We start from the raw sequence: 20,751 nt of genomic DNA on the forward strand, positions 1-20,751 counted from the left end.
AGTAAGGATCTATCTAAATTACTCTTTGTAAATTTAAATAGATCCTTTTTTATTGAAAAACTTCACCTTTTATATTGGCTGAAATTTCATCTATTTTTAGTGTCCAAAAATATCTTCCAGACTTACCTCTTTAAAATTTCCCATTTGATTCACAGCATCCATATTCAGATTATCTTTTTTACCTATAATAGCCGTATTATAATGTAGTGGCAATATTTCCGTTTGATAAAAATTTTTCAAGTCTTCAAATTTCAAATTCTGAATCTGGCCATAAATATCTTTTCTAAAGTCATGAATAACACCCAATTTTTTCAACCTTAATGTATTGAAAAAAATATTATTCCTCGTTACACGGGTTGAAGCAATCTGTTTTAAAGCTGAATTCTTAGCATTTTCAAACTGACTAAGCACTTCTGGAAGGTTACTCATCAAGCTATCTAAAGTATCTACTGCAATCTGAAGTTTGTCCGGCTGGGTTCCAATATAGGTTGTAATATAATCATGATGCCCAAGCTCTGAATTAGCTGCATAAGAAACATACGCTAAATATGCTAAGCTTTTACTTTCTCTAATTTCCTGAAAAACGATGGAAGATAATCCCCTTCCAAAATACTCATTAAAAACATTAATTTTTCCAAAATTAGTGGTATCCACCTCGTATCCTCTTCCTATCTTACTCATTTCCATCTGCACCATATCATAATTAGTAAAATAAACATTTCCTTTCGTCTCAGGTTCAGGATATTCTTTCGGAGAAGGAATAGGAAAATCTTCATGTTGAATATATTTTCCAATATATTCTTTAAAATGATAAATCTCTTTACCATAGAAAAATATCTGATAAGGATATTGAAAGAGCGTCTTCATTCTATTTGTAAAGATCTCAACCTTACTATCTTCTAATTCTTGTTTAGAAATAACATCTGTAAATCTTGAAAAAACGCCAAGCTTTGCATAGTTCGTCAAAGCTGTCATAATGCGATTCTTATCTTTTTTAAGGGCATTTCTATTTTCAAGAACAGTTTCTACAAATTGTTTATAAATTTCTTGATCAGGCTTTACATGATACATCCAATGCTGAAGCAATTCAATTCCTTTTTCAATATTTTCCTCTAGTCCATTTAAGGTAATTAAAAGTTGATCACTAGTCGTTTTAAAATCATTGGTAATTCCTATTTTGAAAAACTCTTTTTTCAAATCTTCTGGAGAATAGATATCTGTTCCCAAGTATTGGAGTAACTGCGTAGTAATACCTAAATCTCTATCATGATCAACTCCCATCGGAAAAATAAAGTGAACCTGTGCAATATCATTATATTTATTATAAACAAAATTCACCTTTTTGTCTTTGATAATATCCGTAGTGATTTCTTTACTATAATCAATAAACTCAGGTTGGATATCTTTTGTTCTTTCCTCTAAAATTTGTTTTAAAAAATCGGATTGGGCTTCACGATTGATTTGTATAGGAGTGATTTCCGGATTTTCAACACGGATTAATTTATCATTTACTCCCTTTTTTTTATAAACAAGCACATAATTATCCTTGAAGAATTCATTGGCAAAAGCAATTATATCTTCTTTTGTAAACTTCGCATACTCATCCATTTCATTGAGTTCCTGTTCCCAGCTTATCCCTTTGATATAGGTATCATAAAGATGAGTTGCTAGACCATCTGCTGTTTCTAGTGCTTTCATTCGTTGAAGTTTAAAATCACTAATAATAGCAGGTAGCATCCAATCAGGAAATTCTCCTTTTTTTACCAGTTCAATTTGCTCCAATACCATTTCTTTCACCTCATCTAAGGCCTGTGTTTCTTTAGGAATAGCCACAATTGAGAAATAACCATATTGTTTTAAACCTACTGAAAAAGCCTGTGCCCAAAGCATTTTTTGAGTCTGATTAATATTGAGATCTAGCAATCCCGCTTCTCCTCTATTACTCAAAATATTAACTACAACATCTGCAAGCATGGCTTCTCTCGTGCCATAACTTTCCGTTCTCCAAGCAAGTTGAACTCTAGGTGTGGTAGGACTATTCACAGTTCTTTTAACAATTTTCTGGATCGGTTTTTCAATAATTGGATTTTTCTTAGGGAGGTCTTTATAAGGAATAGTCCCAAAATACCGATCTATTAACTGAATTGTTTCTTCAAAATCCAGATCCCCGACCAAAATCATGGCATAATTATTAGGGACATAATATTCATCAAAATACTTATGAATGGCCTTCATTGAAGGATTCTTCAAATGTTCTGCCTTTCCGAGAGTAGTTTGTTGACCATTGGGATGCATCGGAAAAAGAGCATCCATTAATTCATTTTGAACTAATCTAGTATCATTATCCTGCGCCTTATTGAACTCCTCATAGACAGACTCTAGCTCTGTATGGAAAAGTCGCAATGTTAATTCTGAAAATCTTTCTTTCTCAATTTTTAGCCATTTTTCAAGCTCGTTATTGGGAATATTATTTTTATATACCGTTTCATCAAACCAAGTATGGGCATTGGTTCCTGTGGCACCTAATGAAGAAATCGCTTTATCATACTCATTAGCAATCGCATATTGACTGGCTTCCTGAGAGATTTCATCTATTTTTTTATAAATCTCCTTTTTTTTATCCCTATCCTTTTCTACCTTATGAAGTTCATATAATGCTGAAATCTGTTCTAATAAAAGCTTTTCCTTCTCCCAATTTTGCGTTCCCAACTTTGAAGTTCCTTTAAACATCATGTGTTCAAGATAATGTGCCAAACCTGTATTATCAGCCGGATCATTATTACTTCCGGTTTTTACAGGAATATACGTCTGAATTCGGGGTGCATCAAAATTTTGAGCAAGAAATACCTTCAAGCCATTTTTCAAAGTATATATTCTTACTTTATTTTCATCATGAGAAACCGTGATATATTGGTATTTATTTTTATCTATATGAATTGTTTCTTTATATTTTCTATGTATCATAGTATTAGTATAAGCTCAAGTTTCATTCTTTAAAACCAGAATGTAATACAAATGTAAGGAATCAAAAAATAACAGTTTCTCATTTTCTTATTATTGCATCTATAATATTAATTTATTTTAGTAAAAATCATTATACTAATAAAAACTTCTTTCTCTATTTTACAATAAATTCAATAATTTTGCACTAGTTTTCCCAAAATCTATACTATGTCCGGAAACATTCTGATCATCGATGATGAAATAAAGCTTCTCAAATTACTAGGAATGATCCTTTCCCAAGAAAATTTTAACATTAAAGAAGCCTCTACTGCCCGGTCTGCTATGACTATGCTTGAACAATATGAGTTTGATATTATTTTGAGTGATATCCGGTTACCTGACGCTTTTGGAATTGATCTAGTACAATCTATCAAAACAAAATATCCTTATTTGGAAATTATTTTAATGACAGCTTTTGGAAATATTACAGATGCTGTTCAAGCAATGAAAAATGGAGCCTATGATTATTTGGTCAAAGGTGATGATAACGAAAAAATTATCCCTTTGGTTTATAAAGCATTGGAAAAAGTTAAAGATAATAAATCCAAAATCATACAAAAAACCTCTACCCCAAAAGGACTCAATCAAATTATTGGAGTATCTCCTTTAATTCTTCAGGCAAAAAAATTAGCGGAAAAGGTATCATTAACCGGAGAAACGGGAACAGGAAAAGAAGTGTTTGCAAATGCCATTCACGAAAGCAGTGAAAGAAGAAAAAATAATTGTGTTGCCATAAATTGTTCGGCTTTCAGCAAAGATATTCTGGAAAGTGAGCTTTTCGGGCACAAAGCAGGGGCTTTTACCGGAGCTATAAAAGATAAAAAGGGTTTGGTGGAAGAAGCCAATGGAGGAACTTTATTTTTGGATGAAATTGGAGAAATGCCCATCGAACTGCAGGCAAAGTTACTCCGAGTTCTCGAAACAAAAGAATTCATCAAAATGGGTGAAACAAAAGTTTCAAAATCCGACTTCAGACTGATTGCCGCAACTAATAAAGATTTAGAAGAAGAAATTCGACAAGGGCATTTTCGGGAAGATTTATATTTCCGACTGAATATTTTTGAAATAAGACTTCCGGCTCTACGTGAAAGGAAAGAAGATTTAAAGATATTGGCAAAAAATTTCATCGATGTTTTTTCACAAAAATTACATATTTCAAATGTTCAGGTAGCTTCAGAATATTATAAAACCTTAGAAAAAAATGATTGGAAAGGCAATATTCGTGAATTAAGAAATACTGTCGAACGAAGTTTAATCTTAATGAATAATAATATATTAGATCCGGAAAGTCTTCCTTACTATTCTGAAAAAGTTTCTACAGGAAAAGATTCTTTAAGTATAAAATCTTTAGAAAAAGAACACATATTAAAAGTAATACAATATACTAAAGGAAATAAAGCAGAAGCTGCTAGATTACTAGAAATCGGTATCGCCACACTATATCGTAAACTGGAGGAATATGAATTACGGTAACAGTAATCAATGACAACTCATCAATGATAACCAACTTATCATTTTAATAATGAGCCTATCAAAATGATAGGCTTTTCTATTTTTCACCATTATCCAAAAACACGTAATACACTATTAATAAGACATTTAATTAGACTCTCTTAAAATTGGAGCTTCTTTTGGCATTATGAATTTAGAATAAAATAATTCAACAATGACAATTTCACTACAGACATTTAAAAAGTATAAATACTTTACGTTGAGCTTACAAAACTCATATCCTCTCCTACTAACCTTAATTGTAATACTATGATACTGATAAGTTTATTTCTATTGACTGCCATATTATTTTGGCTACTATACAAATCCGTTGAATTTTTTGATACAATATAAAAACATTATGTGGAGTCTATTTTTTCTCTCAATACTTGCCTTTATCTACATCTGTTATGTTTTAATGAACCCTGAAAAATTTTAATTAAAAATCATGAATACAGAAGTTCTAGGTATTATAGTAACATTCGGCATTACATTGGGCATCGGTCTTTTCTTAGGAAAGTATATTGCCCATGTGTATGGTTATAAAAAAACTTTTTTAGATTCATTTTTTCAGCCTATTGAAAATTTGGTTTATAAAATGTCGGGAATACAACCAAATAAACAGATGACATGGAAGCAAAATATATTTGCCATGCTGACCATACATCTCTTTTGGTGTATTATCGGATTTTTTGTTTTATTAAATCAATCTTGGCTTCCATTAAATCCAGATGGAAATCAAAATATGTCACCTGACTTAGCATTTAATACAACAATTTCGTTTCTAGTCAATTGTAATTTACAACATTATTCCGGAGAAACCGGGGTGAGCTATTTAAGTCAACTTTATTTAATGTTTTTGCAATTTGTAACTGCCGCAACAGGAATGTCAGCAATGGCAGTGCTTTTTAAAGCCTTCAAAGACAAAACAACCACCGAATTGGGTAATTTCTATGTTTTCTTTACACGATCTATCATAAGAATTTTAATACCCATTAGTATTGTTATTGCTGGTATTCTTTCCTCGAACGGAACCCCAATGACTTTTGAAGGTAAAGACCATCTCACCACATTAGAAGGTCAAAAAATGGATATTTCCAGAGGTCCGGCTGCTGCTTTTATTGCCATCAAGCATTTAGGAACAAACGGTGGTGGATTTTTTGGTACCAATTCTGCACATCCATTTGAAAATCCAAATTACCTGACAAATATGGCGGAAATAGTAGCGCAAATGATGATTCCATTTGCATTGGTTTTCGCTTTTGGCTTTTACTTAAACAAAAGAAAACTTTCATGGACCATTTTTTTGGTAATGACAATTGGTTTTCTCGCTCTTACTATCCCAACGGTGATGAATGAAATTCAGGGAAATCATTTCATTACTCAGATGGGCACGGATAATTCCCTCGGAGCAATGGAAGGTAAAGAAATCCGCTTTGGAAGTGTCGCCTCCGCATATTGGAGCATTGGAACAACGGTCATTTCTACCGGTTCTGTAAATGCCATGCATGATAGCATGATGCCTATTTCAGGAATGAATCAAATGGTAGCTATGATGATTAATTGTTTTTATGGTGGCTGCGGAGTGGGTATCCTAAATTACTTTATTTTCATCATTCTCACTGTCTTCATAAGTGGTTTGATGGTAGGAAGAACTCCTGAATTTATGGGTAAAAAAATTGAAGCCAAAGAAATAAAAATTGCTATGATTATAGCGTTGTTTCACCCGCTTTTAATTTTGATTGCAACAGCTTTAACCGTTTATTTTCCTGAATTGGGGCCTAAAACCGTGAACAATCCTAGTTTCCATGGTTTCAGTGAAATATTATATGAATTTACCTCTTCTTCTGCAAATAACGGCTCCGGATTTGAAGGCTTACGTGACAATACTCCTTGGTGGAATATCTCAACAGGCGTTGTCCTACTATTCTCAAGATTCATCCCAATCATAGGTCCCATAGCAATTGCAGGATTATTAGCACAGAAAAAATATATTCCGGAAAGTTCTGGCACTTTGAAAACAGATACAGCAACTTTCGGATTCATGACTTTCACCGTGATTCTTTTGATTGCGGCCTTATCATTTTTCCCAGCTTTAACATTAGGACCCATTGCGGAACAGCTTCAATATTTTTCAAAATAATTAAAATTACTCTTTTCAAATCCATGAAAAATCAATCTCATTCATTATTTCAAAAAGATTTAGTCAACGAAGCAATCCAGCAATCCTTCGTAAAACTGAATCCGAAGGTCATGTTTAAAAATCCTGTTATGTTTCTGGTAGAAATCGGAACAATTGTCATGTTTATCGTAAGCTTATTTAGCTTAATCGGGGATACTTCGCAAGGCAGTTTTAAATACAATTTTTTAGTATTCATTATCTTATTTCTCACTATTTTATTTGCCAACTTTGCTGAATCTATTGCCGAGGCCAGAGGAAAAGCTCAGGCAAACACATTAAGAAAGACCCGTGAAGAAACCCCAGCAAAAGTGATTATTGAAAACAAGCCGGGATTTCAAATAACAACGATTTTAAAAAAATCTGCAGACATACAGCTTGGAGATATTTTCTTTTGTGAAACCGGCGATCAAATCCCTATGGATGGTGAAATTATCGAAGGTTTAGCAACTATTGATGAATCTGCTATCACAGGAGAAAGCGCACCCGTAATTCGAGAGGCTGGAGGTGATAAAAGTTCCGTTACAGGAGGCACCAAAGTCCTTTCTGACAGAATCAAAGTGAAAGTCACTACAAAACCAGGAGACTCTTTCCTTGACAAAATGATTGCTCTTGTAGAAGGTGCGTCCCGACAAAAAACACCCAACGAAATTGCATTAACGATTCTTTTAGCCGGTTTTACCCTCACATTTATAATAGTTACGGTTACATTAAAGCCTTTTGCAGACTATATGCAGACGCCAATTACCATTGCCTCATTGATATCACTTTTCGTTTGTTTAATCCCTACAACAATTGGCGCTCTGCTTTCTGCAATCGGAATTGCAGGAATGGATCGAGCACTGAGAGCCAATGTAATCACCAAAAGTGGTAAAGCTGTTGAAACGGCAGGAGATATTGATGTTTTACTTCTTGATAAAACCGGAACTATTACCATCGGTAATCGTAAAGCTACCCAATTTCATCCCTCTCATACTATTCCTCTTGATGAATTTATAAAAGCATCAGCATTGAGCTCTGTGGCCGACGAAACACCAGAAGGAAAATCAATTATAGAATTAAGCGGTTTAACATCCGAAAATTTACTCGTTCCCAATCCTATTTATATTGATTTTACCGCGGAAACCAGAACTTCAGGTATTGATTTTGAAAACACAAGAATACGAAAAGGTGCTTATGATACAATAAAAAAATTAACTGAAAAAGCAGGCAATCCTTTCCCAAAAGAAACCCAAGAATCCGTAACCCATATTTCTGAAAATGGAGGAACTCCTTTGGTTGTTGCCGTGAATGAAAAAGTATGGGGAGTTATTGAACTTCAAGACATCATAAAAACAGGAATTCAGGAACGCTTCCAACGATTGAGAAAAATGGGTGTAAAAACTGTGATGGTGACAGGAGATAATCCTTTAACTGCCAAATTTATTGCCGAAAAAGCCGGGGTTGATGATTTTATCGCCGAAGCAAAACCTGAAGACAAAATGAATTATATTAAAAAAGAACAGTTGGAAGGAAAATTAGTTGCCATGATGGGTGACGGAACCAATGATGCACCCGCTCTAGCCCAAGCGGATGTAGGTGTGGCAATGAACAGTGGAACACAGGCTGCTAAGGAAGCAGGAAATATGGTTGATTTAGATAATGATCCAACAAAGCTTATTGAAATTGTAGAAATTGGGAAACAATTATTAATGACTCGTGGAACCCTTACCACTTTCAGTATCGCTAATGATGTTGCCAAATATTTTGCTATTATTCCCGCTTTATTCATCGACTTTATTCCTGGACTTCAAAAACTAAATATCATGAATCTACACAGTCCTGAATCAGCAATTTTATCAGCAATTATTTTCAATGCCATAATTATACCAGTCTTAATTCCATTAGCTTTGAAAGGAGTCTCCTACAAACCGATTGGTGCAAGTGCATTATTGAGGAGGAATCTTTTAATCTATGGATTAGGTGGTATTATTGTTCCTTTCATTGGAATAAAACTCATCGATTTATTTATCAGTTTATTCATTTAGTAAGAGGGGGAAGCAAACAGTCAGGATATAACCAACTTCAGTCATTTAATCTTTGGCTTCCCATCTTTACAATATACTATGTAATCAAAATGAAAAATCATATTTTATCAGCAGTAAGATTAACCTTTGTCATGTTTGTTATCATTGGAATTTATCTTGGAATTGTGTATGCAGGTTCTAAGATGTTACCAACTCATGGAAACGCAGAGATTATCCATTATAATGGTCAAAAATTCTACGCCAATATTGGTCAAAAATTTACATCACCAAATTATTTTCATGGCCGCCCATCAGCAGTTGACTACAATGGCGCAGGAAGTGGAGGAAGCAATAAAGGTCCAAGCAATAAAGAATATTTACAGATTGTTCAGAAAAGAATTAATGTTTTAAAAATACAAAACCCGGACATGGAAAATGTAAAAATTCCTGTTGAGTTGATAACTGCTAGCGGAAGTGGCCTTGATCCTGATATTTCAGAAAATGGAGCTTTTTATCAGGTTAAAAGAATTGCAAAAATGAGAAATATTTCTGTTGAGAAAGTAGAAAACCTTATTAAAAATCAAACAGAAACTTCTTTTTTCGGTCCCTCGAAAGTCAATGTTTTACAATTAAATATTGCACTCGATCAATTAAAATAAAAATTCAAGCCTGGATTTATAGGCAAATAATTAATTCCCTACCTCACTTTTATTAATACTTATTTAATGAAACCAAAAACTATTCAAATTATTTTTTTATCCGTTCTTCTTGCTTTAAATCTCCTCAAAGCACAGAAAAGTAAAAACGATTCTGTTTCAGTACAAACTAAGGATTCTAAGATTCCTTTTGAAGGATACGACTTAACATGGATGAACGGCCAAAACCGCCAAACAGATTTTCCTTTAACGTTAAAAGATAAAGACGGAGAAACAATTTTAACAGGCGTAGCATATGTGGATGCTTATTACAACTACGATTTTCATCATCCAAAAGATAATACCCATACCGTTTCCTCTGCCATCGGATGTTCTAATGAATTCACCATCAATATGGCAAGTATAGGCCTAGAAACCAATTATAAAAATATGATTGGGCGTTTATTTCTTCAGTTTGGCCAAATGGGGGCTATTGTACAAGATTTGGACGGAACCGTGAATCATGGTAAGAATACAAGTGGGAGTAATTTAAAATATATCAGGGAGGCTGCCGCTGGATATCATTTTAATCTCATGCATGGTTTGAATATTGAAGCCGGAATCTTCATGAGTTACATTGGTTTGGAAAGTTATATTTTAGGAGAAAATTGGAATTATCAGAGAAGTTTACCCTGTGATTTTACTCCATTTTATTTTCAAGGAGCAAGAGTCCAAGCTTTTCCTTTCAAAAAATATAAGGTGGAATTTTGGGTCTTAAATGGATGGCAAACATACAATTCATGGAACAAAGGTCTTGGATTGGGTATTTCTAATTATTACCGTCCCACTGAAAACCTTCAATTGGTTGCCAATTTCTATTTAAATGGAAAAGATACAAGAAATAATCCTGACGTTCGCCGCTTTCACCATGATCACAGTATTGTCACAAGATATTTTCACAATAAAGACAGGAAAGGTTTGTCACAAGCTGCGTTCAGTATCAACAACCATTACGGGTTCCAAAGTGGAGGTGGATTGAAAGCAAAAGACAACTATATAGTGGGAACTTCCCTTGCGAACAGACTTTGGTTTCACCACAATACAATTGCCTTGAGTCTGAGAGGCGATGCTGTTTTAAATCCAGGAGCTTATTTAGCATTCTCACCTTCTCCGGTTATAAATAATGATTTTAATGACGCTATCAAAAAAGGTGAAAAATTGAAAATATTTCAGGGAACAACAACAATTGATATCATGCCGAATCAATTCGTAACTTTTAGACTTGAATACGGATTCAGAAAAAGTAATATCCCTTACTTCGCTGGGCCCGAAGGAACAACTAGTCCGGACGGATGGATCGATACTCCCATTAATTTTTGGAGACCAGATTTAAGAAAATCGGATAGCAGATTAACGGTTGCCGTGATCTTTAGATTATAATTATATTAAATAAGATGAATACTTCAAAAAAAGAAACAGAATATTTTTTAGAACTTATTCAACAATCCCGGAAGGGGAAATTTAAAATCTATATCGGGATGAGTGCCGGAGTAGGAAAAACTTTTCGGATGCTTCAGGAAGCTCATACTTTGTTGCGGAATGGAATTGATGTGAAAATTGGGTATATCGAAACACATGAGAGAGAAGAAACACAGGCTTTAGTCGAGGGAATCCCCCAAATACCGAGGAGATCGTCTTTTTACAAAGGTAAAAATATCGAAGAAATGGATCTTCAGGCTATCATCAATATTCATCCTGAAGTTGTCCTTGTAGATGAGTTGGCACATTCTAATATAGAAGGTTCAAAAAATAAAAAAAGATGGCAAGATGTTCTGGAAATTCTTAATAACGGAATTAATGTGATTAGTGCCATGAATATCCAACATATTGAGAGCTTAAACGAAGATGTCAAGAAAATCACAGGGATTGAAGTTAGGGAGCGTATTCCTGATAAAATTTTAGCCTTAGCAGATGAAGTCGTCAATATTGATTTGACCACAGATGAATTATTGACAAGGCTTAAGGAAGGAAAGATCTACAAAAAGGAAAAAATTCAAACAGCATTACATCATTTTTTTCAAAGCAAACATATTTTACAGCTTCGTGAGTTGGCTTTAAAAGAAGTGGCTACGCATGTGGAAAGAAAAGTTGAAACTGAAGTCAAAACGGAAAACTTCAAACCTATACAATTTCTCGCTTGCATAAGCAGCAATGAAAAGACCGCACGAAATATTATCCGAAAAACAGCAAGACTAGCTAGTTACTACAATAGTCCTTGGACTGTTTTATACATTCAAAAATCTGCTGAAAATCCTGAAAAAATTGCCCTTAACAAGCAACGTTATTTGATTAATAATTTTAATTTAGCACATGAATTAGGAGCAAAAGTAGTTCGAGTAAAGGAAAACAGTATTCATAAAGGAATTTTGGATTATGTCCTCAAACATAATATGACAACAGTGTGTATTGGGAAGCCTCGTGCCCATTTTTTGCAGAGAATTTTTGGATATAGTTGGATTTACACATTCATGAACCGATTGAATGAAAGACAGATTGATATTATTATTTTATCTTAAAATGCCATGAAGCTTAAAACTAAACTTACCCTTGGAGTAGGACTCTTATTTGTATTGATCGTTTTGTTATCAGTCATAGGTTCAGTCTATATCAACACATTAAAATCCGATACAGAAAAGATACTCAAAGCTAATTATAATAGTCTTGAGTTTTCCCAGAATATGCTTTTAGCGTTGGATAAAATAAAAATCGACAGTGTTATAGCCATTAAAGAATTTCAAAAAAACAATAGATTACAAGAAAAAAACTTAACAGAGTTTGGTGAAAAAGAAGCTACCCAACATCTTAATCTGCATTTCAGCGATTATTTAAAGCAACCTTCTGGTGAAAAAGAGAAACTAATCCGTGAAGACTTGGTGAAAATTATGTCTCTAAATATGAAAGGGATTGAACGGAAAAGTGATATTGCTATTATTACAGCTGAAAATGCCACTTTTTGGATTGTAAGCTTAGGAACAGTGTGTTTTTTAATTGCTTTTGTTTTGTTATTTAATCTTCCTCAAACCATTGCAGAACCTATCAATCAATTGACTTTGAGTATTCGACAAATTGCGAATAAAAACTATAATGAAAGAGTTCACTTTAAAGGCAGCGAAGAATTTAATGACTTGGCAAATTCCTTCAATATTATGGCCGAAAAACTACAAGAATATGAAAGTAGCAGTCTTTCAAAACAACTTATGGATAAAAAACGTATTGAAACGTTGATTAACAATATGCATGATCCTGTTATTGGTCTGGACGAAAATTATTTCATTTATATGATCAATGATGAAGCCCTGAAAATCACAAATTTATATAAAGAGGAAATCATAGGGAAAACAGCTCATGAAGTTGCCATTAAAAATGATTTGGTTAGAGAACTCATTAAGAATATTGATCATCCCACCCAAGAGCCTATTAAAATTATTAAAGAAAACAAGGAAAACTATTTTGAACAAGATATTGTTCCGATTAGCATTACAAAAACAGGCGAGAAAGAAATAAAACATATAGGCAAGGTCATTTTACTAAGAAATATTACCCCTTTTAAAGAACTTGATTTTGCAAAAACTAATTTTATTGCTACTATTTCGCATGAATTAAAAACACCTATTTCTGCTATAAAAATGGGAGTTCATTTATTAGGAAATGAAAAATTCGGAGAATTGAATGATCAACAAAAAGAGCTTCTAAAAAGTATTAATGAAGACGGGCAGCGTTTATTAGATATTACAGGCGAACTATTGAATTTGTCACAAGTTGAAACAGGAAATATTCATTTGAATATTCAAAAATGTCTCCCTAAAAACATGGTTCAAACCGCCATAAAGAATGTTGAAAAATTAGCTGAACAAAAAAACATTTTCATTGATTCACATTACGCTTTAGAAAATAATGAGTACGTGGTAGCGGATTATGATAAAACAATTTGGGTAATCAATAATTTTTTGACTAATGCTATCAAATATTCTTTTCATGATGAAAAAATCCAAGTTTCAGTTGAAAAAATTGATTCGATGATCTTATTTAGCATTACAGATACAGGAAAAGGTATTGAAGAAAAATACCATCGACAGATTTTTGATCGATATTTTCAAGTCCCTGGAGAGCATCATAATGGAACGGGTCTTGGATTGGCTATTTCCAAAAACTTTATAGAAAAACAACATGGAGAAATAGGAGTGAAAAGTTCGATAAAACAAGGGAGTACTTTTTACTTCAAACTGCCATTATACTTGAGTTAGTCAATACTTAATCTGCTCATTTATAATTAAATTGAATAATTGTAAAGCAGATTAAGTATTATTTTAATTAAATATCAGCTCCATTATAAAACATTAATTATTTTTTTATAATTTTCTGTATATATGTTTTTCCATTACTGGCCTTCACTTTTAGAATATAATTTCCTTTAGGATAATCTGATATATTTATTTCATTGATATTTTTAGCATTACTTATCGATGTTAAAATTTTACCACTTACATCATACATATCAATAGATTCCGATTTTAAATTATTTCCAAGTTTAAATTTCAATATATCTTTTACCGGATTTGGATAAATTTGAAGTTCATTATTAGAATGGCCGGCTTCTTGCGTCCCTAAAATACTCCCACAAATACCATTATACATATCAAGAACATTCTGGTCGGATAATAGTGTATTGGTAACTCGTATGTAGGCTAAATTAGTAGGAGATTGTTCATGTGGCACTGGAACATCATCTTTAATAAAAATGAAATTACCTGATGAAGTCAATTGATATGCTCCTCCAGCATCATTATAGGTGGATGCCGGTAAACCATTGATATAAACCTTAACTAAGCCTGTAGTACCATTTCGTGTAAGTGTCAATAAAACATATTCCGTGCCTGAATTGATCAATAGATCCGTACCTACATCCCCATTAGGATAGAAGTTTAAATTATTTCCTCTCCTATAAATTCCTGAATCTACCGTGTTATCTTTTACATCAAGAATTCTTGCATAACCATTCGATGCCGGCTGAAATGGATTGAATTTAAAATAAATACTCACACTATAATCTTGATATTGTGAACCAGACCCTGCATTAAATCTCAATCCTGCATTTTTAGCCACAAAATATACATCTCTATTAATATTACAAGGCGTAACCATATCCGGAATAAATGCATTAGAAGTGTATTCCGTGTTATAAGCAATAGGAACTAAGGCAGTCGTATTATTTATATCCATCAAATCATTAGTCAGTAGAAACTGTTTATCAATGACTTGTGATTGTATACTATTACAAAAAAGAATAAATGGTACGAAAAAAAGTTTATTTACTTTCATATTTTGTGTTATTTGGTTGCTATCAAAGGTAACTTTTTTATGTTTCTTATAAAAAAGAATACATTAAAATATAATTAAACTCTTATCTCTTTTGCTCTCAATAAAGCGTATCCACAAAGGTAAAGCATCTTATTTCCCAATATTATTATACCTTTGGATATTGTTTCAAAAAAAGAAACGGCATAGTAATCGAACAATTATGGATATACAAACATTAGATTTTTGGATAGGAAATTTTAATACAGAAGAGGAATTTTACGAATTTGTAGAAGAAGATGAAGGCTTTTATATGGAAGAAGAATCTGACGAAAAATATATTTCTAAATTTGCTGAATCCCAGAATACAATATGGCTAGATTATGAGCTTGTAGAGTATGGTTTTGAAGGAGGTGATAGGACTATATATGAAAAATTCTCTGAATATTCTTTTGCAGAGCAATGGCTTCCCATATTAATCAATAGAATCAACGAACTTAATGTAAATTTTGATATTAACTCTCTAATCCTTCTCAATAGAGGACAAATTCCCAATCCTGTTTCGGTAGAAGATGAATTGTTTTCATTAGTGTATATAGGAGGAATTGAATACTATATGTAAAAGCTATCAAAATATAAAAAATAAGTATTAGTATTATTCAGGGTATAAAAAGTGAATGTGGCATTATTTAAAAATGTCACATTTTTAATTTATAACCAATTCATATAGGACATAGGTAAAATTTAAATAACGATTAGTATTGATCAATTACCCTTTAAAATTTACCAATACTTTAAAGTTTAATTACATTCATAACTGAAATAATAACAAACCAAACCTTCCGAGACTCATTCTACAAGTATTATTCAAATTAAATAAAAAATGCGTAACTTACAATAAACTAACCACCATAAAGCCAATCACAATGAGATTAATATTAATATCCTTACAATTTCTTGAGGTAGCTCTACCTAGCTAGACTTACTTTTTTCTTCACCTCTTTTATTATCTACAAAAGGACCTATCATTCCGGAGCATTATTTTATTATTTTGAAAATGAATTAAAATAATAAAGTTTTATAAATTAACAAAAACTAACCCAGGATAAACACTAATATCATGAAAAATTTATATTTAATTTTTGTAATCGCTATCTCAGTATTACAAACTGTATGTGCCCAATCTAATGCGGTCAAAAAATTTCTACAAGAGCAAGAAATACAGCAAAAAAAAGATTTTCCCCTCCCTTTGTCCCAACCCTTTCCTAATGGAACATTGGGAGAGAAATTACAATCTTTATACGAATTACAAGCAAAAGAGGCTTGTGGAATTATTAGAACAGACAAAAGAATGTATATTCCTAAAGAAATTGTTGCCAATTATGGCGAGAATAATTTAAGAAAAACAACTATTTATGATATTCCTATCTCAGCAACCAACTTACTTTTCTTAGTATTGACACCATCCGACATACTCAAAATAAATAATGGGACTTTTGTGGAACAAGAATTTATTAATGCTAAACGAATTATTGGAATTAGTGATAATTTAGTTAATTTTGGCCAATCAGCACTATCTCCTATCAATGGATTTCCCAGCTTATTTTACCAAAAGTCTTGTGGAAGTTATTTTGTAGGAGACGCAACAGCTAAAGTTAAAGCTCCTGTTGCAGAGCTAGAGGCAAGCTTAGCTGCTGAAACGCAAAAAACAACATCAATCACCTCCGTCACGGGAAACTTTTTCAGTCCATTATACCTCATCCTAAGACAAAATACGGCACAGTCCACCTATACTCATTTACTGATTTGGGAAATCTATTATAATCATTACAAAAACAACCCATCTAATACACAGCCTCTCTACAGTAATGCGAAATATATTTCGGAACTTAAGGGAACTTTGACCAATCGAGCCATTAATTCATCCCAAAGTATCAATATGAATGGTAGATTATCTGCTAATATTTCATTCGGACTTCTCAATGCAAGCGGCCAAGTGAATGCAGGAAATGAGAATAAAGCATCTTTTGATTTAAAGGACTTCAGTACTTCTATTCATAAACTATCCAATGGAAATTTGAATTGGGAACTCACTAAACTGCCCTCCATTGAGGAGATCAACCAAAAATTACAAAATAGCCAAAACTATAAAGCCCAACCTTCCATAGGTGGTTTTGCTACTCATCTTTTACCGACAGAAATAACAAGAGTTTTAGTCGGAGTTCCTTCTTCATTGTGTGATAATAATTCATGGGAAGTTACATCAGATGGCTTTAATGGAGAGATTTGGAAACAAAAACCTACTGTCGTTTCATCATGGATAGCGAAGGAAAATGAATACCCGGAATGCATCTGCAAAATAACAGGGTTTATAAAAAAAGAAGCGATAGACAATGCTATAAAATCAAATGGTTTTATCGGACTTTCTTTAAAACTAAATAGTAAAGACGAAATGAGTGGAAAAAAGTTAAGTATTGATGTTTCTGAACCCACAGTAAAAGTAACGGATAATCCCAAAATATCAAATGTCAATAGCGAATCCATCAATGCTTCTAAGCAAGAAGTAAAAATTGCGGGCAAAATCGGTTATAATTTCCCAATTCAATTTAATATCAACGCCACTAATATTCAGCTAACAGAGCCTTATAAAATTTCAAATATTCAGATTGAATATATTAATAAAGAAAATGAAAATTACCCATTCTCCATTATTAACGGGCCAATTGTTAATGGTAATACAGTAAGTTTTGATCTTAAATCTTTAGAAAAACCACAAAATTATATTCAACAAGGAGACATTATCATTCCTATAAAAATAAAATTCAATATTGAAATACGAGGAGGTACAACGACACAGCTGGTTACCAATATCATTAACCTAAATCTCCCTAACTTGACACAACCTATCGAAGCAAAATAATCAGAACATTATACACTAAAATATTTTCTCCTTTGTCATTTTGGTGACAAAGGAGATTTTATAAATAGAATAGTCTTTAATGTGCTTCTAGCCAATTATCTCCCACTCCTACTTCCACTAATAAAGGAACCTGAGTTTCTATTGAGCTTTCCATTTCAGTTTTGATAAGTTTTGATGCTACTTCAATTTCCTCGATAGGAGATTCAAATACCAATTCGTCATGTACCTGAAGAAGCATTTTAGTGCTAAGTTTCTGTCCTGTAAGTTGTTTATCAATTTTAATCATTGCTACTTTTACAACATCGGCAGCACTTCCTTGGACAGGAGCATTCACGGCATTTCTTTCTGCATGACCCCTAACTACAAAATTATTAGAATTAATATCCTTTAAATGGCGTTTTCTTCCTAAAATAGTCTCTACATATCCTAATTGGCGAGCCTTGTTCACTTGTTCAGCCATATATTCTTTCAGCTTCGGATAGGTTTCAAAATACGCTTCAATCATTTGCTTAGCTTCTGTTCTGGATAATCCTGTTTGTTCTGCCAATGCAAAAGCTCCTTGCCCATAAATAATTCCAAAGTTTACTGTTTTTGCCTGACTTCTCTGAGTCTTGGACACTTCCTGTAAAGGAATTTTAAACAATTTAGCTGCCGTAGAAGCATGAATATCCTCTCCATTTTGAAACGCTTTAATCATATTATCTTCACCCGAAATTTCAGCAATTAAGCGAAGTTCTATCTGAGAATAATCGGCAGAAATAATTTTCTTCCCTTCTCCAGCAACAAAAGCTCCACGAATTTGTTGTCCTCTTAATGTTCGAATTGGAATATTTTGAAGATTAGGATTTACACTTGCCAAACGACCTGTCGCAGCTGTCGTCTGTGAAAAATTGGTATGAACTCTATTATCTGTTTTTTCAATTTGTGAAGGCAATGCATCTACATAAGTAGATTTTAGCTTTTGGTAGGTTCTATATTCTAGAATATGTTTGATGATTTCATGTTTTGATGCCAGTTTTTGAAGTACGTCTTCTGAAGTAGCGTACTGGCCTGTTTTTGTTTTTTTAGCTTTAGGATCTAACTGCAATTTTTCAAACAAAATATCACCTAGCTGCCTTGGAGAGTTCATATTAAATTCCTCTCCACAAAGCTCAAATATTTTGGTCTCGAGTTGCTTTAAATCACTTTCTAAATCAATACTTTCTTTAGCCAACCATTTTTCGTCCAAGGAGATTCCGGCAAGTTCCATTTTTGCTAAAACTTCCATCAATGGCATCTCGATATTAAAGAATAAATCTTCTAGATTCTCTTTTTTCAATTGGGGAGCAAATAACTCATACAACTGAAACGTTATGTCCGCATCTTCTGCTGCATAATCAGTTTGAGTTCTCAAATCTGCATCTCTGAAATTGCCTTGCTTCTTTCCTTTTTTTCCAATAATGGTTTCAATAGAAACAGGTTTATAATTCAAATATACTTCTGAAAGATAATCCATTCCATGTCTTCCATCAGGATTCAACAAATAATGAGCAATCATCGTATCGAAAATAGCCCCTTTTACGGTAATATTATATTGTCTTAAAATTTTATAATCATATTTTAGATTATGTGCAATTTTTAGTAGATCTTCTTTCTCAAAGAATGGTCTAAAGATTTCCAGGGTTTGTAATACTTCTCCCTTATCTTCAGATAAAGGGACGTAATAGGCTAATCCTTTTTTATATGAAAAACTCATTCCGACCAGCTCAGCCTCCATTTCATTTAAGGAAGTTGTTTCCGTATCAAAACAAACCACTTTCTGTTGTAAAAGATTTTGAACTAATATTTTTTGTGCCTTAGCATTATTTACAAATTGATATAAATGATCACTTTGTTCTATTGTTGATTTTGTAGATGTTGCCTGATCAAGTTCCTCAAAGTTAGCAAAAAGATCAAGCTGTACAACCTGTCCTTTTACTTGAATTTCACTTTCTAACACCGCTTTTGTTTCAATTTCATTGATCACAGCTACCTCAACGGTCCCGGAAGCAAATGCTCGGTACAAATTTTCATACAATCTTCTGAACTCAATCTCATCAAAAACGTCTTTTACTTTTTCAAAATCTGGAGTTTCAAGATCATATTGTTCTTGATGAAATTCTACAGGGGCATCACAGATAATTGTTGCTAATTTTTTAGATAAAATACCTCGTTCAGCCGACGCTTCTACTTTCTCTTTAAGCTTTCCTTTAAGTTGATCTGTATTTGCTAAAAGATTTTCGATACTTCCAAATTCTTTAAGGAATTTCATCGCTGTTTTTTCACCAACACCCTCTAGCCCAGGTATATTATCTACTGCATCTCCCATCATAGCTAAAAAATCAATTACCTGCTTTGGGTCTTCAATTTCATACTTAGCTTTTACTTCTTCAACTCCTAAAATCTCAATATCTCCGCCTTTTAAACCCGGTTTATAAATTTTAATCTTATCCGTAACCAATTGGGCAAAATCTTTATCCGGAGTTACCATAAAAGTAGTGTATCCTTCTTTCTCGGCTTTACAGGCTATTGTTCCAATCACATCATCAGCTTCATATCCTTCCACTCCCAAAATTGGAATGTGCATCGCTTCAAGAATTCTATGAATATAGGGAACTGCAATCTTGATAGCCTCAGGAGTTTCACTACGATTGGCTTTATATTCAGAAAAATCTTCTGTTCTTACACTTGCCTGTCCCACATCAAAAACTACTGCGAGATGGGTTGGTTTTTCTCTTCTGATCAATTCTATTAAAGAGTTGGTAAAACCAAAAATGGCAGATGTGTCCAATCCTTTACTGGTAAGCCTAGGGTTTCTAATCAATGCATAATATCCTCTAAAAATCATTGCATAGGCATCGATAAGAAACAATCTTTTATCTTGAGTTGCGTCCATATTTTCTATAAAAAACAAATATAAGAAAATAGGAATATTTCTTTTCTACATTTCGAATTTGTATTTTTATCGTTTAACTAGAAAAGCTGCCTAGAATAGACAGCTTCTTTTAATTTTATATATGTCTGATCCTAACATAGCGTTACACAAAAACAGCAATGTTATGAAAGATCTTAATAATCAGTATGTAAAACGTAGTCAAAAAGACTATAGCCTATCCTTTAAACTCTCTGTAGTACAAGAAGTGG

12 protein-coding genes are annotated in these 20,751 nt (G+C 33.0%); 9 read left to right on the forward strand and 3 right to left on the reverse strand.

Annotated elements, in window-relative coordinates:
• Nucleotides 1-96: 96 nt before the first annotated feature.
• Nucleotides 97-2,964, reverse strand: coding sequence for a M16 family metallopeptidase (locus tag CHRY9293_RS04925; RefSeq protein ID WP_162031855.1), 2,868 nt, complete (start codon nt 2,962-2,964; stop codon nt 97-99).
• 207 nt (nt 2,965-3,171) lie between these two features.
• Here CHRY9293_RS04925 and CHRY9293_RS04930 point away from each other — a divergent pair, with 207 nt between their 5' ends.
• The 7 genes from CHRY9293_RS04930 (at nt 3,172) to CHRY9293_RS04960 (ending at nt 13,618) form a co-directional block, all read left to right on the forward strand.
• Complete coding sequence (locus CHRY9293_RS04930; RefSeq protein WP_162031856.1) at nt 3,172-4,476, forward strand: sigma-54-dependent transcriptional regulator; 1,305 nt, start codon at nt 3,172-3,174, stop codon at nt 4,474-4,476.
• A gap of 466 nt (nt 4,477-4,942) precedes the next feature.
• Nucleotides 4,943-6,637: a potassium-transporting ATPase subunit KdpA gene (gene kdpA / locus CHRY9293_RS04935; protein ID WP_162031857.1), complete on the forward strand. Its 1,695-nt coding sequence runs from the start codon at nt 4,943-4,945 to the stop codon at nt 6,635-6,637.
• Between the two features lie 23 nt (nt 6,638-6,660).
• On the forward strand, nt 6,661-8,700 hold the full coding sequence (kdpB, locus tag CHRY9293_RS04940; RefSeq protein WP_162031858.1) for a potassium-transporting ATPase subunit KdpB: 2,040 nt from the start codon (nt 6,661-6,663) through the stop codon (nt 8,698-8,700).
• Between the two features lie 89 nt (nt 8,701-8,789).
• A complete protein-coding gene (locus CHRY9293_RS04945) occupies nt 8,790-9,338 on the forward strand; it encodes a potassium-transporting ATPase subunit C (protein WP_162031859.1) in 549 nt (182 codons plus the stop codon).
• A 66-nt stretch (nt 9,339-9,404) separates the two neighbouring features.
• A complete protein-coding gene (locus tag CHRY9293_RS04950) occupies nt 9,405-10,754 on the forward strand; it encodes an outer membrane beta-barrel protein (protein WP_162031860.1) in 1,350 nt (449 codons plus the stop codon).
• A gap of 14 nt (nt 10,755-10,768) precedes the next feature.
• Nucleotides 10,769-11,890, forward strand: a complete 1,122-nt coding sequence (locus CHRY9293_RS04955) for a sensor protein KdpD (protein ID WP_162031861.1) — start codon at nt 10,769-10,771, stop codon at nt 11,888-11,890.
• Between the two features lie 6 nt (nt 11,891-11,896).
• Nucleotides 11,897-13,618, forward strand: coding sequence for an ATP-binding protein (locus CHRY9293_RS04960; protein WP_162031862.1), 1,722 nt, complete (start codon nt 11,897-11,899; stop codon nt 13,616-13,618).
• Nucleotides 13,619-13,715: 97 nt separating this feature from the next.
• Here the strand turns inward: CHRY9293_RS04960 and CHRY9293_RS04965 are convergent, their stop codons facing one another.
• The gene (locus CHRY9293_RS04965) at nt 13,716-14,693 is read right to left on the reverse strand and encodes a T9SS type A sorting domain-containing protein (RefSeq protein WP_162031863.1); all 978 of its coding nucleotides are present in this window, start codon (nt 14,691-14,693) and stop codon (nt 13,716-13,718) included.
• Between the two features lie 199 nt (nt 14,694-14,892).
• Between CHRY9293_RS04965 and CHRY9293_RS04970 the strand changes: the two genes are divergently transcribed.
• Together CHRY9293_RS04970 and CHRY9293_RS04975 are read left to right on the forward strand one after the other, a co-directional pair.
• Nucleotides 14,893-15,291 (forward strand): immunity 22 family protein, encoded by a 399-nt coding sequence (locus CHRY9293_RS04970; protein WP_162031864.1) that lies wholly within the window; start codon nt 14,893-14,895, stop codon nt 15,289-15,291.
• Nucleotides 15,292-15,789: 498 nt separating this feature from the next.
• On the forward strand, nt 15,790-17,589 hold the full coding sequence (locus tag CHRY9293_RS04975) for a hypothetical protein (RefSeq protein ID WP_162031865.1): 1,800 nt from the start codon (nt 15,790-15,792) through the stop codon (nt 17,587-17,589).
• Between the two features lie 76 nt (nt 17,590-17,665).
• Here CHRY9293_RS04975 and polA read toward each other — a convergent pair whose 3' ends face one another.
• On the reverse strand, nt 17,666-20,503 hold the full coding sequence (gene polA, locus CHRY9293_RS04980) for a DNA polymerase I (RefSeq protein WP_162031866.1): 2,838 nt from the start codon (nt 20,501-20,503) through the stop codon (nt 17,666-17,668).
• Between the last annotated feature and the right edge of the window lie 248 nt (nt 20,504-20,751).

The sequence above is a fragment of the Chryseobacterium potabilaquae genome, from assembly GCF_902728265.1.
In the GTDB taxonomy this organism is placed as follows: Bacteria; Bacteroidota; Bacteroidia; order Flavobacteriales; family Weeksellaceae; genus Chryseobacterium; species Chryseobacterium potabilaquae.